Origin of the sequence: Paraburkholderia lebeckiae (genome assembly GCF_050436225.1) — a bacterium.
Taxonomy (GTDB): domain Bacteria; phylum Pseudomonadota; class Gammaproteobacteria; order Burkholderiales; family Burkholderiaceae; genus Paraburkholderia; species Paraburkholderia tuberum.
In genome coordinates this window covers 217,389-229,959 of sequence record NZ_JBNDLU010000002.1, presented here as the reverse complement: position 1 = coordinate 229,959, position 12,571 = coordinate 217,389, and the positions used below count along the sequence as shown (strand labels likewise).

At 66.0% G+C, this 12,571-nt stretch carries 14 protein-coding genes; 8 read left to right on the top strand and 6 right to left on the bottom strand.

The window, feature by feature from the left end:
• Window positions 1–244: 244 nt before the first annotated feature.
• Together OKW45_RS15830 and OKW45_RS15825 are read right to left on the bottom strand one after the other, a co-directional pair.
• Window positions 245–568 carry an AzlD domain-containing protein gene (locus OKW45_RS15830; protein ID WP_018421704.1) on the bottom strand — a complete coding sequence of 108 codons (324 nt, stop codon included), beginning with the start codon at window positions 566–568 and terminating at the stop codon, window positions 245–247.
• Window positions 565–1,320 (bottom strand): AzlC family ABC transporter permease, encoded by a 756-nt coding sequence (locus OKW45_RS15825; RefSeq protein ID WP_018421705.1) that lies wholly within the window; start codon window positions 1,318–1,320, stop codon window positions 565–567. Before OKW45_RS15825 ends, OKW45_RS15830 begins: the two co-directional genes overlap by 4 nt.
• Before the next feature lie 226 nt (window positions 1,321–1,546).
• Here OKW45_RS15825 and OKW45_RS15820 point away from each other — a divergent pair, with 226 nt between their 5' ends.
• The 6 genes from OKW45_RS15820 to OKW45_RS15795 all read left to right on the top strand — a co-directional run bounded on the left by OKW45_RS15820 (window position 1,547) and on the right by OKW45_RS15795 (window position 6,253).
• Window positions 1,547–2,470, top strand: coding sequence for a branched-chain amino acid transaminase (locus OKW45_RS15820; protein WP_429469735.1), 924 nt, complete (start codon window positions 1,547–1,549; stop codon window positions 2,468–2,470).
• A gap of 74 nt (window positions 2,471–2,544) precedes the next feature.
• Entirely contained in the window at window positions 2,545–2,739 is a 195-nt protein-coding gene (locus tag OKW45_RS15815; protein WP_008920434.1) for a zinc-finger domain-containing protein, read from the top strand.
• 201 nt (window positions 2,740–2,940) lie between these two features.
• Window positions 2,941–3,966 carry a lipopolysaccharide heptosyltransferase II gene (gene waaF, locus OKW45_RS15810; protein ID WP_429469733.1) on the top strand — a complete coding sequence of 342 codons (1,026 nt, stop codon included), beginning with the start codon at window positions 2,941–2,943 and terminating at the stop codon, window positions 3,964–3,966.
• A 167-nt stretch (window positions 3,967–4,133) separates the two neighbouring features.
• Window positions 4,134–4,580 (top strand): nuclear transport factor 2 family protein, encoded by a 447-nt coding sequence (locus OKW45_RS15805; RefSeq protein ID WP_018421709.1) that lies wholly within the window; start codon window positions 4,134–4,136, stop codon window positions 4,578–4,580.
• 52 nt (window positions 4,581–4,632) lie between these two features.
• The gene (locus tag OKW45_RS15800; RefSeq protein ID WP_429469731.1) at window positions 4,633–5,685 is read left to right on the top strand and encodes a hydrolase; all 1,053 of its coding nucleotides are present in this window, start codon (window positions 4,633–4,635) and stop codon (window positions 5,683–5,685) included.
• A complete protein-coding gene (locus tag OKW45_RS15795) occupies window positions 5,678–6,253 on the top strand; it encodes a DUF2946 family protein (protein WP_429469729.1) in 576 nt (191 codons plus the stop codon). Before OKW45_RS15800 ends, OKW45_RS15795 begins: the two co-directional genes overlap by 8 nt.
• A 30-nt stretch (window positions 6,254–6,283) precedes the next feature.
• Here OKW45_RS15795 and OKW45_RS15790 read toward each other — a convergent pair whose 3' ends face one another.
• Window positions 6,284–8,017, bottom strand: a complete 1,734-nt coding sequence (locus tag OKW45_RS15790) for a M48 family metalloprotease (RefSeq protein ID WP_429469727.1) — start codon at window positions 8,015–8,017, stop codon at window positions 6,284–6,286.
• Between the two features lie 186 nt (window positions 8,018–8,203).
• Between OKW45_RS15790 and moaC the strand changes: the two genes are divergently transcribed.
• Together moaC and OKW45_RS15780 are read left to right on the top strand one after the other, a co-directional pair.
• Window positions 8,204–8,683, top strand: coding sequence for a cyclic pyranopterin monophosphate synthase MoaC (moaC, locus tag OKW45_RS15785; RefSeq protein ID WP_018421713.1), 480 nt, complete (start codon window positions 8,204–8,206; stop codon window positions 8,681–8,683).
• A 31-nt stretch (window positions 8,684–8,714) separates the two neighbouring features.
• Window positions 8,715–9,065 (top strand): nucleotide pyrophosphohydrolase, encoded by a 351-nt coding sequence (locus tag OKW45_RS15780; protein ID WP_429469725.1) that lies wholly within the window; start codon window positions 8,715–8,717, stop codon window positions 9,063–9,065.
• 54 nt (window positions 9,066–9,119) lie between these two features.
• Here the strand turns inward: OKW45_RS15780 and OKW45_RS15775 are convergent, their stop codons facing one another.
• From OKW45_RS15775 to OKW45_RS15765, 3 genes are all read right to left on the bottom strand, one after another.
• Complete coding sequence (locus tag OKW45_RS15775) at window positions 9,120–10,904, bottom strand: PglL family O-oligosaccharyltransferase (protein ID WP_429469723.1); 1,785 nt, start codon at window positions 10,902–10,904, stop codon at window positions 9,120–9,122.
• Between the two features lie 162 nt (window positions 10,905–11,066).
• On the bottom strand, window positions 11,067–11,690 hold the full coding sequence (locus tag OKW45_RS15770; RefSeq protein WP_018421716.1) for a pilin: 624 nt from the start codon (window positions 11,688–11,690) through the stop codon (window positions 11,067–11,069).
• 157 nt (window positions 11,691–11,847) lie between these two features.
• Window positions 11,848–12,552, bottom strand: coding sequence for a TerC family protein (locus OKW45_RS15765; protein ID WP_026226026.1), 705 nt, complete (start codon window positions 12,550–12,552; stop codon window positions 11,848–11,850).
• Window positions 12,553–12,571 lie beyond the last annotated feature (19 nt).

The window sequence follows — 12,571 nt, the reverse complement described above, 5'->3', positions numbered from 1 at the left end:
GGTGGACAGCGCGCGGGGACAAAGCGCAGCGGACTCCAGCGCTTCGGCCCAACGGCTCCGCGGGATCGGGCGCCGGCGGCCGGCCGCGACACAAGCGCCTGGCTGCGGCGCGCTCAACCCGAAAAAAGCATTTTAACTGATCCAAACGGCCTTCAGATCCGCGACACGGCGAATGTCGCGCATTTGATCGCAAGGCCGCAGATGCCGCGGCGTAGCATTCATCGCCGCATCCCGGGCCCGGCCCTCACAGGAAGACGCGCATCAGCGTGAATACGACCATTCCGGTCACGATCGTGCCGAGCATGGTGCGTCGCCACAAAAACCAGCCGAGGCCGGCGAGCGTCGCGTAAAGCTCATGGTTGGAAGGCGCGAACGACAGCCCGTCGGGCGTCGTCAGCACGTCGGGCACCACCACCGCGGCGAGCGCGGCGGCCGGCGCGTAGCGCAGCATCTTCTGCACGCGCGCCGGCAGTACCGTGCGCTCGCCGCCGATCAGGAACATCGCGCGCGTGAGCGCGGTGACGAAGGTCATGCCGAAAATGGCGAGCCAGATTTGCGTGGAGGTCATCGGGAGTCTCCGGCGCGATCGTTCACGCCACGGATGCGGCGCAGGTCGGCGCGCTCGATCATCAGGTCGGCCGCACTGCCGGCCGCGATCGCCGCGATCACCGCGAGCGGCAACGCCAGCCGGTACGGCAGGTCGAGCGCGAGCAGCGACACGATGCCGGCCACGCTGACCGCGACCAGCGTCGAGCGGGTGGCGATCGCCGACACCATCACCGGCAGCAGCGCGAGCGTGCCGGCCAGCGCAAGCCCCCAGTTGTCCGGAATCAGGCTCGCGAGCAGGATGCCGATGATCGACGACACCTGCCACGACAGCCAGCTCGATACCGCCATGCCCCAGAAGTACGCCTCCTTGCCCGGCACGTAGCCGGTCGGAAAGCTCTTCTTGACGAATAGCAGATAGATCACGTCGCCGTTGAAATAGCCCAGCACGATCCGCCGCCACATCGACAGATACGAGAAGTGCGGCGCGAGGCCGACGCTGAAGATCACGAAGCGGGTGTTGACCATCGCCGCGGTCAGCAGCACCGTCCACACCGGCAGCTTCGCCGCGAGGAGCGGCAACACCGCCAGCTGCGACGAACCGGCGTAGCACAGCAGCGACATCGTGAGCGCCTGGGGCAGCGTCAGCACGGACTTGCTCATCGCGATGCCGGTCACGAGGCCCCAGGAAAAAATCGCCATCAGCGTGGGGGCATAGGCGCGCGCGCCTTCACGAAAAGCGCGGCGATCGGTGTCGGACAGTCGAGCGAGCATCGGGCGAAGGGTGCGGGCGCAGGAAACGCCGTCAAGAAGGCCAGGTCGGCACCAGCTTGCGAGACCACCCGCTGGCGCATCCGGATTTGATTTATGCGTGCGCTGGATTATAGCGTCCGGGGTGCGCCCAAATGCCCGTCGTGTGTGCAAAAGACGCTAAAATAGCGCTCCCGGCCATGTCCTGCGCTCATGGCCGCACCTCATAACGCACCTGCTGGAGAACCGTATGTCAATGGCCGACCGCGACGGCAAGATCTGGATGGATGGCGAGCTCATCGAGTGGCGTGATGCCAAAATCCACGTGCTCACCCATACGCTGCACTACGGCATGGGCGTGTTCGAGGGCGTGCGCGCTTACAAGACCGCCGACGGCGCCACCGCGATTTTCCGCCTGCAGGAGCACACCAGGCGCCTGCTGAACTCGGCGAAGATCTTCCAGATGAACGTGCCGTTCGACCATGAAACGCTCGCCGCCGCGCAGCGAGAAGTGGTCCGCGAGAACAAGCTCGAGACATGCTATCTGCGCCCGATCATCTGGGTCGGCTCGGAAAAGCTCGGCGTGTCGGCCAAGGGCAACACGATCCACGTCGCGATCGCCGCGTGGCCGTGGGGCGCGTACCTCGGCGAAGACGGCATCACCAGGGGCATCCGCGTGAAGACCTCGTCGTTCACGCGCCATCACGTGAACGTGTCGATGGTGCGCGCGAAGGCGTCGGGCTGGTACGTGAACTCGATCCTCGCGAACCAGGAAGCGATCGCCGACGGCTACGACGAAGCGCTGCTGCTCGACGTCGACGGCTACGTGTCGGAAGGCTCGGGCGAGAACTTCTTCCTCGTCAACAACGGCAAGCTGTACACGCCTGATCTGTCGTCGTGCCTCGACGGCATCACGCGCGACACCGTCATCACGCTCGCGCGCGACATGGACCTGCAGGTGATCGAAAAGCGCATCACGCGCGACGAAGTCTATACCTGCGACGAAGCGTTCTTCACCGGCACGGCGGCCGAAGTCACGCCGATCCGCGAGCTCGACAACCGCACGATCGGCGCTGGTTCGCGCGGCCCGATCACCGAAAAGCTGCAGTCGGCTTTCTTCGACGTCGTGAACGGCAGGAGCGCGAAATACGCGCACTGGCTCACGAAGATCTGAGCGACGTTTCGAGATGCCCCGCGCCGCCCAACGGCGGCCCACCGCAAGCACCCCGCATACAACGAGAAAGTCTCATGAGCGAAATCAAGGAAATGCCGCTGGTCGAACTGTCGGCAAAAGATCTGCCGGCGTATTGTCCGAACCCGGCTATGCCGCGCTGGAGCGCGCATCCGCGCGTCTTCATCGACGTGTCGCACGGCGAAGCGCGTTGCCCGTATTGCAGCACGCGTTACAAGCTGCGCGACGGCGAAGTGATCAAGGGCCATTGATCCGACGCATCGAGCGGTTCTGAGCCAGCTTGCGCGGCACGAGGCGCGCGTTTTGAATCACGCGCTCGCCGCGCCGCCATCGCGGCGCGTCTGGGCAAACGGCATCGCGCCGTGCGGCTTTCCGCTTTCCCCATTTACCTATCCGAGTGCCGCGCGCATCGCGCGCGCGGCGCTTGTTATCGACACCGGACACTCACTCTGATGCGTCGCGCGTTGGTTATCGCACCGAACTGGATCGGTGACGCATTGATGGCGCAGCCGCTGTTTGCGCGCCTCGTGAAATTGCATCCGCGCATCGTCATCGACGCGGTCGCGCCCAGCTGGGTCGCACCCGCGCTCGAACGCATGCCGGAAATCCGCGACGTCTACGCGACCGATCTCGCCCACGGCAAGCTGCAGATGCTGCGCCGCTGGCAGCTGTCGAGCGATCTGCGCGACGTCGGCTACGACGCGGCCTACGTGCTGCCGAATTCCTTCAAGTCGGCGCTGATTCCGTGGCTGGCGGGCATTCCGCTGCGCATCGGCTACACCGGCGAGAGTCGCTACGGCGTGCTGAACGTGCGTCACGCGAATCCGCGCAAGGACGCCCGCCCGCCGATGGTCGGCCACTACGCCGCCCTCGCCTATGCGCCAGGCGCCAAGGTCCCCGAAGATCTGCCGATGCCGCGCCTCGACACGGACCTGAACGAGGCCTCGCGTGTGTCGGCGCGCTTCAATCTCGATACGCGCGTGCCGCTGCTGGTGTTCTGCCCCGGCGCAGAATACGGTCCCGCGAAGCGCTGGCCGCCCGAGCACTTCGCGTCGCTCGCGCAGATGGTCGGCCAGTCGTTCCCGTACACGCAAATCGTCGCGCTCGGCTCGCCGAAAGACGCGCCGCTCGCGCAAGCGATCGCCGAGAAAGCGCCGAACGTGCGCAACCTGTGCGGCCAGACCGCACTCGGCGAGGCCTGCGCGCTGATCTCGCGGGCCAACGCGGTCGTCACCAACGACTCCGGACTGATGCACGTCGCCGCCGCGCTGCGCCGCCCGCTCGTGGCCGTCTACGGTTCGACCGATCCGCGCCACACCCCGCCCTTGTCCGAGCTCGCGAAGGTACAATGGCTTCATCTCGAATGCAGCCCCTGTTTTGAGCGCGAGTGCCCGCTCGGTCATCTGAACTGTCTGAAGCAGCTGAGCGCCGAGCAGGTTTTCGGCGATTTGCGCGGCATGCTGCTCGCGCAGCGCTGAGCCGACTGGTACTTGCACGCAACACCGCACGCCCCCTGAGCGCGTCGCGTCATGTTCGCGCCTTGCGGCACGGGCAAGCTGACGCCGGGGGCGATGGTCCGGCGCTCTGGACCGTCCCGCTACCGCTGACCCGCAACCGCGCGCCGCGCACAAGAGACTGACGAGCCATGCCACGTTTTGCCCACATCTTCGAAGCCGCCGCCGATACCCTGAACGCCTACTATCAGGCCGTCGCCGAGGTCAATATCGACAGCTTGATGGGCTTGTGGATCGACGAGGAGTTCGTCAGCTGCATCTGCGCGGACGGCTCGCATCTGCACGGCCTCGAGAGCATCCGCAATGGCTTGCAGGTCCAGCTCGAAGCGCTGCCGGTGTCGATCGAGCCGCTCGACATCCGCGTCTACGACAGCCTCGGCACCGTCGTCTATGCGATTGCCGAGGCGCATCGTCCGGCCGACCCGACCGCCACGCCCGCGATGGTCTTCACCACCTACGTGATGGTCCATGAACGCGGCGAGTGGCGCATCGCGCATATTCACGCAAGCCCGATGCCGAACGAGACCGCCAGCCAGTTCGCGACGAAGATGCGGCATGGCCAGGGCCCGCTGCACTGACGCGCGGCACCACGACAGATTCAGAATCACGTTTTCTCGCTTTTCCGCCGGTATGAGTTCGACGCCACATAAACCCGCTTCCTCCGGTACGGCCCCCATCAAGGTGGCGGCCGCCGTCGAGGCGACCGTCGAACTGCTGTACCGCGCGCCGCTGTGGCTGCCGAACCGGCATGTGCAGACGATCGTCCCGTCGCTGTTCGCGCGCCGCCCCGCGGTATCGTTTCGCCGTGAGCGCTGGGACACCCCTGACGGCGATTTCATCGATCTCGACTGGGTCGCGCACGATACTCCGCTCACCGACACCGCGCCGCTCTTCGTGCTGTTTCACGGCCTCGAAGGCAGTTCGTCGTCGCACTACGCGGTCGCGCTGATGGCCGCCGCGCGCGAATACGGCTGGCACGGCGTGGTGCCGCACTTTCGCAGTTGCAGCGGCCCGCTGAACCGGCTGCCGCGCTTCTACCATCTCGCCGACAGCAACGAGGTCGACTGGATCCTGCGCCGCCTGCGCGCCGCGCATCGCGGGCCGGTGGTCGCGGCGGGCGTGTCGCTCGGCGGCAACGTGCTGCTGCGCTGGCTCGGTGAGCGGCAAGCCGATGCGGCGCGGGTGGTAGCCGCCACTGCCGCGATTTCGACACCGATCGACGTCCATGCGGGCGGCCGTGCGCTGTCGCAGGGCTTCGGCCTCGTCTACACGCGCAGCTTCCTGAAGACGCTGAAGCGCAAGGCCAGCCAGAAGCTCGAGCAGTTCCCGGGCCTGTTCGATCGCGACGCGATGCTCGCGAGCCGCACGATGTACGAGTTCGACAACGTCGTGACCGCGCCGCTGCACGGCTTTCGCGATACCGACGACTACTGGAGCATCGCAACCACCCGCCCGCTGCTGCCGCACATTCAGGTGCCGACGCTCGTGCTCAACGCGCGCAACGACCCGTTCCTGCCGGCCGAAGCGCTGCCGTCACGGCACGAGGTGTCGGCGGCGGTCGAGCTTTATCAGCCTGAGCACGGCGGCCACGCGGGCTTCATGACCGGGCCGTTCCCGGGCCGCATCGACTGGCTGTCGCGGCGCGTGTTCGGCTATCTGGAGCGACACGTCGATCATGGATGACATCGTCAAACAGGCGCTCGCCAAATGGCCGAACGTGCCGAGTTGCACCGGCTGGCTGATGCTCGACCGGCGCGGCAATTGGCGCATGCGTGACGAAGCGGCCCAGGCGAGCGGCGCGCCCGGCGTGCCGATCCGGCATGAGGCGCTGCTTGGCTTCATCAACCGGAACTACGAGGCCGATGAGCGCGGGCAGTGGTTTTTTCAAAACGGACCACAGCGCGTGTATGTCGAGCTGGCTTATACGCCGTGGGTGGTCCGATTGTCCGCGCACGCGGATGGAACGCTCGCGCTGCACGACCAGGGCGGCGGCGCATTCGAGCCGGCGGCGGTGTTCGTGGATGAAGACGGCGGCATTCTGTTTGCCGATCGCTCGCAGCCAGCACGTATCGCGGTGCTGCACGATCACGACCTCGAGATCTTCTCCGATCACGCGACGCTCGCCGACGATGGCTCATTGAGCGGTGCGTTCCACTGGAGTGTTCAGCGCACCTTGCCGCTGCAAAGCGTGCGACGCGATCAGGTGGCCGCGCGCTTTGGCTTCGTTGCGAGCCCGGCGGCGCAGGTCTGACGCGCACAGCGGCGCGCGCTCACGTCCACCCTACCCTTTCTCGTCGAGCCGCTCCTCCTTGTAGCGGCTCTCCATCTCGTGCAGGCGCGCGTCGACGGTCGCGAGGTCGTAATAGCCGATCGTCTTCAGGTCGCGCGCGTCCTTCAGTTGCCGGATCGCCGATGGCCACGCGCCCTCCAGCGCGAACTTCTCCGCCATCGCGCGATGCTGTGTCAATGCATCGCCACTGCCCGCGCTCGCCTGCGCGAGATAGAGCCACCACGCGGGTTGATCGGGATGCGCACGGGTCTCCTGCTTCGCGAGCGCCTGCGCGTCGGTGAAGCGATGCAGCGTCAACAGCGTGCGGATATGCATGTCGATCGCCGCGTTCGATTGCGGCCAGCGCTTCTGCGCGAGCTCGGCGAGACGCGCGGCTTCGTCGGCGTGACCGGCACTCCGTGCGATGTCGGTCGCGAGTACGTCGAGGCTCGGCGAATCGCGCTCGGGCTCGCCTTGCGCGCGCGCGCCCGAGACGAACGTCGCGCGCGCGTTCGCGAGCGAGGCCGCCGCGTCGTCGTAGCGCTCGAGCAGCATCTGCCCGTAAGCGATGCCGTACCAGTTCGCCGCGACGTTCAGCGCGGTGCGGTCCTCGATTTCCGAGCGCAGCCGCGAAATCTCGTCCGCGTATTCGTTGCGCGAATGGTCCTGCAACAGACGCGAACGCGCCCGCACGAAGCCGTACTCGGGGTCCTGATGCGGTTGCCGATATGGCGCGCCGCGCGCGCGGTCCTCCATGTCGGCGATTCGCTCGCCGGTCAGCGGATGCGTACGCGCGTAGGCCGGAACGCCGTTTTCGTTCATCGCCGCGCGGTCGAGCCGGTGGAAGAACGTGGGCATCGCGTAGGGATCGTAACCGGCGCCGGCGAGCAGCAGAAAACCGACGCGGTCCGCCTCCTGCTCGGCCGATCGCGAGAAGCGCAGTTGACTGTCGACCGCATACGCCTCGCTGCCGAGCGCGATCGCGCTGCCGAGGTCGCCGCTATGCGCGAGTACGCCTGCCAGCACGCCGAACAGCACACCGACGAGCGCCGCGTAGCCGCCGCGCTCGCCGTTCGAGATCATCCGCGAGATATGCCGCTGCAGCACGTGCCCCATCTCGTGACCGAGCACCGACGCGAGCTCGGACTCCGTCTGCGTCGTCACGATCAGCCCCGTGTTCACGCCGATGAAACCGCCCGGCAGCGAAAAGGCGTTGATCTGCGCGTCGCGCACCGCGAACAGCTCGAAATCCGGACGATAGCCACCGATGTACAGCGCGCGGGCCGCTGCCGCGAGCTTGGCGGCGACCGAACTAAGATAGTCGCGCACGAGCCAGTCGTCGAGATAGTCGGGGTCGCGGCGTATCTCACGCATCACGCGCTCGCCGAGCTTGCGTTCGGCCTGTGGAGTCAGCGAGCCGGCGCCGCCGCTGCCGAGATCGGGCAACTGCTGCGCGACGATCGGCGCGCGCCAGTCGTTGCTGCCGGTTTTCCCGCCAGTGCCACCGCTACCGCCGCCATTGAAAAAGCGGCTTTGCGCGCCGCCGTAGGTGCCGAACACGCCGCGCGCGATGTCGGGCGGCAGGATCGGATCGGCATGCGCGTCGCTCGAGCCGCTCACTAGCGGCGCCTCGGACGATGAAGTTGCCGGCACGATGGCCGCCCCGCCCGTCGATTGCGCGAACGCGCCCGGCGGCATCGCGAGCGCGACGGACAGCAACGCAGCGAGGAATCGTTTTGAATGCATCGCGAAGCCGGTCTGACGAAGTCGAAAACGCCGCGCGTAGCCCGGACTAAGATAACGGGCAAGGGCGTCGCAGGACGCGTACGAGGCAAAACTCAGAGCACGACACAGCGCAAGCGGAATCAGTCGCCGCGACGATTCGAGGCCGCGCCGCACTGCTATGATAGGCGCCCTCTGAAGGAGTCAACCATGCCTGAACTCACTCATTTCGATGCGGCCGGCGACGCGCATATGGTGGACGTCGGCGGCAAGCAGGAGACCAGGCGCATCGCGATCGCGCGGGGCTCGATCCGCATGCTGCCCGACACGTTCGCGCTGATCCGCGACGGCAACGCCAAAAAGGGCGACGTGATCGGCATCGCCCGGATCGCGGCGATCCAGGCCTCGAAGCGCACCGCCGATCTGATTCCGCTGTGTCATCCGCTCGCGCTGACACGCGTGAAGGCCGATTTCGAACTCGACGAGCAGATGCCCGGCGTGCATTGCACGGTCCAGGTCGAGACGTTTGGACGCACGGGCGTCGAAATGGAGGCGCTTACCGCCGTGCAGATCGGGCTGCTGACCGTGTACGACATGTGCAAGGCGGTGGACCGCGGGATGACGATCACCGATGTGAAGGTGATGGAAAAGCATGGCGGCAAATCGGGGGATTGGGTGGCGCAAGCTTGACGCGCGGTTCGACAACTATCCGGATAGCGACATGACCATCGACGAACTGCTCGAGCAGCTACTGACGTTTCGCGACGCGCGCGACTGGCGGCAGTTTCACACGCTGCGCAATCTGATCGTCTCCACCGGCATCGAAGCCGGCGAGCTGTTGGAGACGATTCAGTGGAAGACCGATGCGCAGATCGACGCGCTGCTCGGTGATCCCGCGCAATCGACGAACCTCAGGCACGAGTGCGCCGACGTGTTCATGTACCTGCTGCTGGTTGCCCATACCGCAGGCTTCGACCTCGTCGACGCGGCAGCGGAAAAATTGAAGCTGAACGAAGCGCGCTACCCCATCGACAAGTCGAAAGGCACGGCCGCGAAGTATTCCGAGCTTTGAAGTTGACGCGCACAAGCACCTTGACGCGAACATGCGCGAGCCTGCGCGGCATGATCAATCTTCGTCGCTGTCGTCATCCGGCGTCGCATCGGCCGCCGGTCTGCCGTAGCGCTTCACCAACTGCTCCTTGAAGCCCGCGAGCGACTTCTGCTCGTCGACGAGCTGGTAGAGATAGCCGAGCTGCGCCGGCCAGTCTTTCAATTCCTCGGCGAAGATCCGCAAGCGTTCGACCGTATCGAGCGCCGCCGCGGTATCGCCGGTCAGCGCCTGCAGCACCGCGTAGCGACGCAGCACCGTCTCGCCCGGCAACAGCGCGATCGCCTGCTTGTGCATCGCGAGCTTGCGCTGCAGGTTCAGCGGATTCATCGGTTGCAGCGTCGCGAGACCGTATTCGCCCCACGCGCCGAACATGAACGACGGATCGGCGGCGTACTGCTCGGCCGGACGCGCGCCGTAGTAGAGCACCTCGGCACGCGCATAGTCGCGATACACCGGATACAGCGCGGCGAGTCCGCCGAACACCACCACCGCGAAGGCGCCGAGCGACAGATTCGCCGGCACCGCGCGCAACGGCCGCGTTTCGAGCAGGCCGAACACGAACATCGCGGGCAACAGGAAGAACATGTACTGCTGCGGATACTCGACGAGCGCATGCATCGTCAGCACGCCGATCAGCGCGATGCCGAACACGCGCGCGGCGCTTTGCGGCGCACGCACGACGCGCACGAGCCACGCGACGAGACCCACGAGCACGATCGCGAGACCGATCAGACCGGTTTTCGCGAGCAGGTCGACGAAAATGTCGTGCGAGTTGTTGGCGATTTCGACGCCGCCCAGCTGCTTGACGAGCTCGAACTGATGGCTCGGAAATTCGCCCCAGCCGACGCCGAGCAGCGGATGCTGCTTGAACATCGTCCAGCCGTATTTCAACAGCGCGAGGCGCGGCGCGATCTGGCCGGCATCCTGGAAGCGCTCGGCCGCCGACTGCCCGAGTTCGAGGTGAAAGCGCACGTTGGCCCAGCGGATCAGCGCATTGACCACGAAGAACAGCACCGCGAGCGCGATCGGGACCAGCCATTCACGGTTGCTGCGGCGCAGTTTCGGTTCGTTGCGCGTCTGCGCGAAGGCCATCCAGAAGCCGGCCACGACGATCACGCCCATCTGCAGCCACGGACCCCGCGACACGGTCAGCGCGAGGCCGACCGAGAAAATCGTCGACACGAGCAGCCAGATCGGCACCGCGATGCGGCGCGTCTGCACGAGGTACAGCGCGCCCGCCATCGCGAACGCGATATACGTCGCGAGGTGGTTCGCCTGCGCCATGTTGCCGAACGGCCGGCGCTCGACGGTCATGTTGTACGCGACGACGAGCGGAGCCACGCGCGTCTCGAGGTGAAACAGCTGGATCACCTGACTGAACACCGCGAACAGACCGCCGACGATCAAGGCCCCCGCCGCCCAGCGCAACGCGGTCTCGTCGAGCTTCACGCGCGTGAAGCCGTAGCCCACATGCACGGCCATCCACGCAGCGAGCAGGAAGCCCGCGCCGAGCCAGTTCATCGATGGCTCCGCGACCGGCAGAACCAGCGTCTGCACGACCAGCACGAGGCCGAACAGCAAAGGCACGAGCGCGACCGTGGGCGACGCGAAGCTCACGCGCGGCCGGGTGGTCGCGACCAGCAGCACGATGGCCGCCCCGGTCAGCAGAAACAGCGCGAGCGAGGTGAATTCGGCGTAGAAGGTTGGGATCGGATACGTATGGTTGGCAACCGCGTAGGGCAGGATCAACGCAAGAGCCAGCAGTACGAGAGACAGGTAGCGTGCGAAAGGGGTGGGCATCGAATCAACGGTGGGCGTCAGCAACCGGCGCACTATACAAAAATTTCGTTGCACTGTGCGCCGGTCCGGCCGAAATAGGCTGAAAATCAGCCCTTTACGTTGTGGCTTCGACTCATCCAGTCAGCGCTCGGCTGCTGTCTCGTTCACTTACTCATTTGCCCCTTATGAACGGCATTCGGGCGGCGCCAGATTCGCGGCGAGCGTCGGCGCTTCGCTTGGCATCGGCCCCGAACCCGGCGCCGGCAACGACGACGCGCTCTTGCCGCTCGCAAAGCATTCCCACGTCAGCGCGCCGGTCTGCACCGCGTCCTTGCTCAACGCGACGCGCGCGCTCGGCGCATCGACGTTGTCCGGGACCGACGGCACCAGCGTCATGGTGTTTGCGCCGGCCTGCGCGACACGCGTCGAGTACGTGATCGTGATCTGACCAGTGTCGTCGTCGATCTGGATGGACTCGACGTTGCGCGTGGCGGGGGGCGACGCATAACCGCCGCTGAACGCGTTGCCGCTCGCGGCGTTTTCGGCCACCGCGAGCCGCGCCGACGCCGCGAGCGACAAACCCTCGCCGACCCGGCTGCGCGCCAGATAGTCCTGATACGCGGGAATCGCGTAGGCCGCGATCACGCCGACGATCGCGAGCACGATCATCAACTCGATCAGCGTGAAGCCGACGCCGCAGCGGCGGCAGATGCGCGGGAACCAGCTCGCGCGCCAGCGTGCGCGGCGCGACCTACGCGGGAATTGCGTCGATTGAGAGTATGGGGAATATGGCAGGGTAACGATCATCGGCAGACTCCTGATACGAGAAACGCCTGGCCCGTGGATCGGGAACAGGCGTTTCAATCGTAGCGAGCGAAGCTCGCGCGTCACAGTCAGCCGGATGGCCAGGCTTGCATTCGGACGGCATCACGAAGCAGGCTGCGATGCAGCGTCAACGCCATGCTCACACCGCCGCGCGTTTCGCGTTACGGCGCTTCAACAGATAACCGACGATCACGACGAACAGCGCGCCCGCGATGCTCATCCCGTATTCGGCGACTGGCGTGTCGAGGATGGGCCAGCGGTCGCCGGCCGGGTCGTTGACCATCAGACCACCCGCGATCCAGCCGAGCAGGCCCGCGCCGAACAGTACGATGCCCGGAAAGCGATCGAGCAGCTTCAGAATCAGCTGGCTGCCCCACACGATCAGCGGAATGCTCACGACGAGGCCAAAGATCACCAAAGCCAACCGGTGCTCGTGCTCCGCGGCTTCGGCCGCGCCCGCAATCGCGATCACGTTGTCGACGCTCATCACCGCATCCGCGATGATGATCGTCTTCACCGCCGAGATCAGCTTGTCGGCCGGCTTCACGTTGTCGTGAGCGTCGTGCGCCGGCGCGAGCAGGCGCACGCCGATCCACAGCAGCAGCAAGCCTCCCGCGAACTTCAGGAACGGCACGTCGAGCAGCACGACCGCGAACGCGATCAGCACGACGCGCAGCGCGATCGCGCCGGCGGTCCCCCACACGATGCCACGCATGCGCTGCGACTGCGGCAGGTTGCGGCAGGCGAGCGCAATGACGACCGCGTTATCGCCGCCGAGCAGAACGTCGATGACGATGATCTGAAAGACCGAGCCCCAATGGAGGGTCGTGAAAAATTCGAGCATGGAAAGAAGCATAAGAAAA

Excerpts from the sequence above, each read along its gene's own strand:
- OKW45_RS15830 (WP_018421704.1), bottom strand. The coding sequence starts at position 568 with ATGACCTCCACGCAAATCTGGCTCGCCATTTTCGGCATGACCTTCGTC.
- OKW45_RS15825 (WP_018421705.1), bottom strand. The coding sequence starts at position 1,320 with ATGCTCGCTCGACTGTCCGACACCGATCGCCGCGCTTTTCGTGAAGGC.
- OKW45_RS15820 (WP_429469735.1), top strand. The coding sequence starts at position 1,547 with ATGTCAATGGCCGACCGCGACGGCAAGATCTGGATGGATGGCGAGCTC.
- OKW45_RS15815 (WP_008920434.1), top strand. The coding sequence starts at position 2,545 with ATGAGCGAAATCAAGGAAATGCCGCTGGTCGAACTGTCGGCAAAAGAT.
- waaF (WP_429469733.1), top strand. The coding sequence starts at position 2,941 with ATGCGTCGCGCGTTGGTTATCGCACCGAACTGGATCGGTGACGCATTG.
- OKW45_RS15805 (WP_018421709.1), top strand. The coding sequence starts at position 4,134 with ATGCCACGTTTTGCCCACATCTTCGAAGCCGCCGCCGATACCCTGAAC.
- OKW45_RS15800 (WP_429469731.1), top strand. The coding sequence starts at position 4,633 with ATGAGTTCGACGCCACATAAACCCGCTTCCTCCGGTACGGCCCCCATC.
- OKW45_RS15795 (WP_429469729.1), top strand. The coding sequence starts at position 5,678 with ATGGATGACATCGTCAAACAGGCGCTCGCCAAATGGCCGAACGTGCCG.
- OKW45_RS15790 (WP_429469727.1), bottom strand. The coding sequence starts at position 8,017 with ATGCATTCAAAACGATTCCTCGCTGCGTTGCTGTCCGTCGCGCTCGCG.
- moaC (WP_018421713.1), top strand. The coding sequence starts at position 8,204 with ATGCCTGAACTCACTCATTTCGATGCGGCCGGCGACGCGCATATGGTG.
- OKW45_RS15780 (WP_429469725.1), top strand. The coding sequence starts at position 8,715 with ATGACCATCGACGAACTGCTCGAGCAGCTACTGACGTTTCGCGACGCG.
- OKW45_RS15775 (WP_429469723.1), bottom strand. The coding sequence starts at position 10,904 with ATGCCCACCCCTTTCGCACGCTACCTGTCTCTCGTACTGCTGGCTCTT.
- OKW45_RS15770 (WP_018421716.1), bottom strand. The coding sequence starts at position 11,690 with ATGATCGTTACCCTGCCATATTCCCCATACTCTCAATCGACGCAATTC.
- OKW45_RS15765 (WP_026226026.1), bottom strand. The coding sequence starts at position 12,552 with ATGCTCGAATTTTTCACGACCCTCCATTGGGGCTCGGTCTTTCAGATC.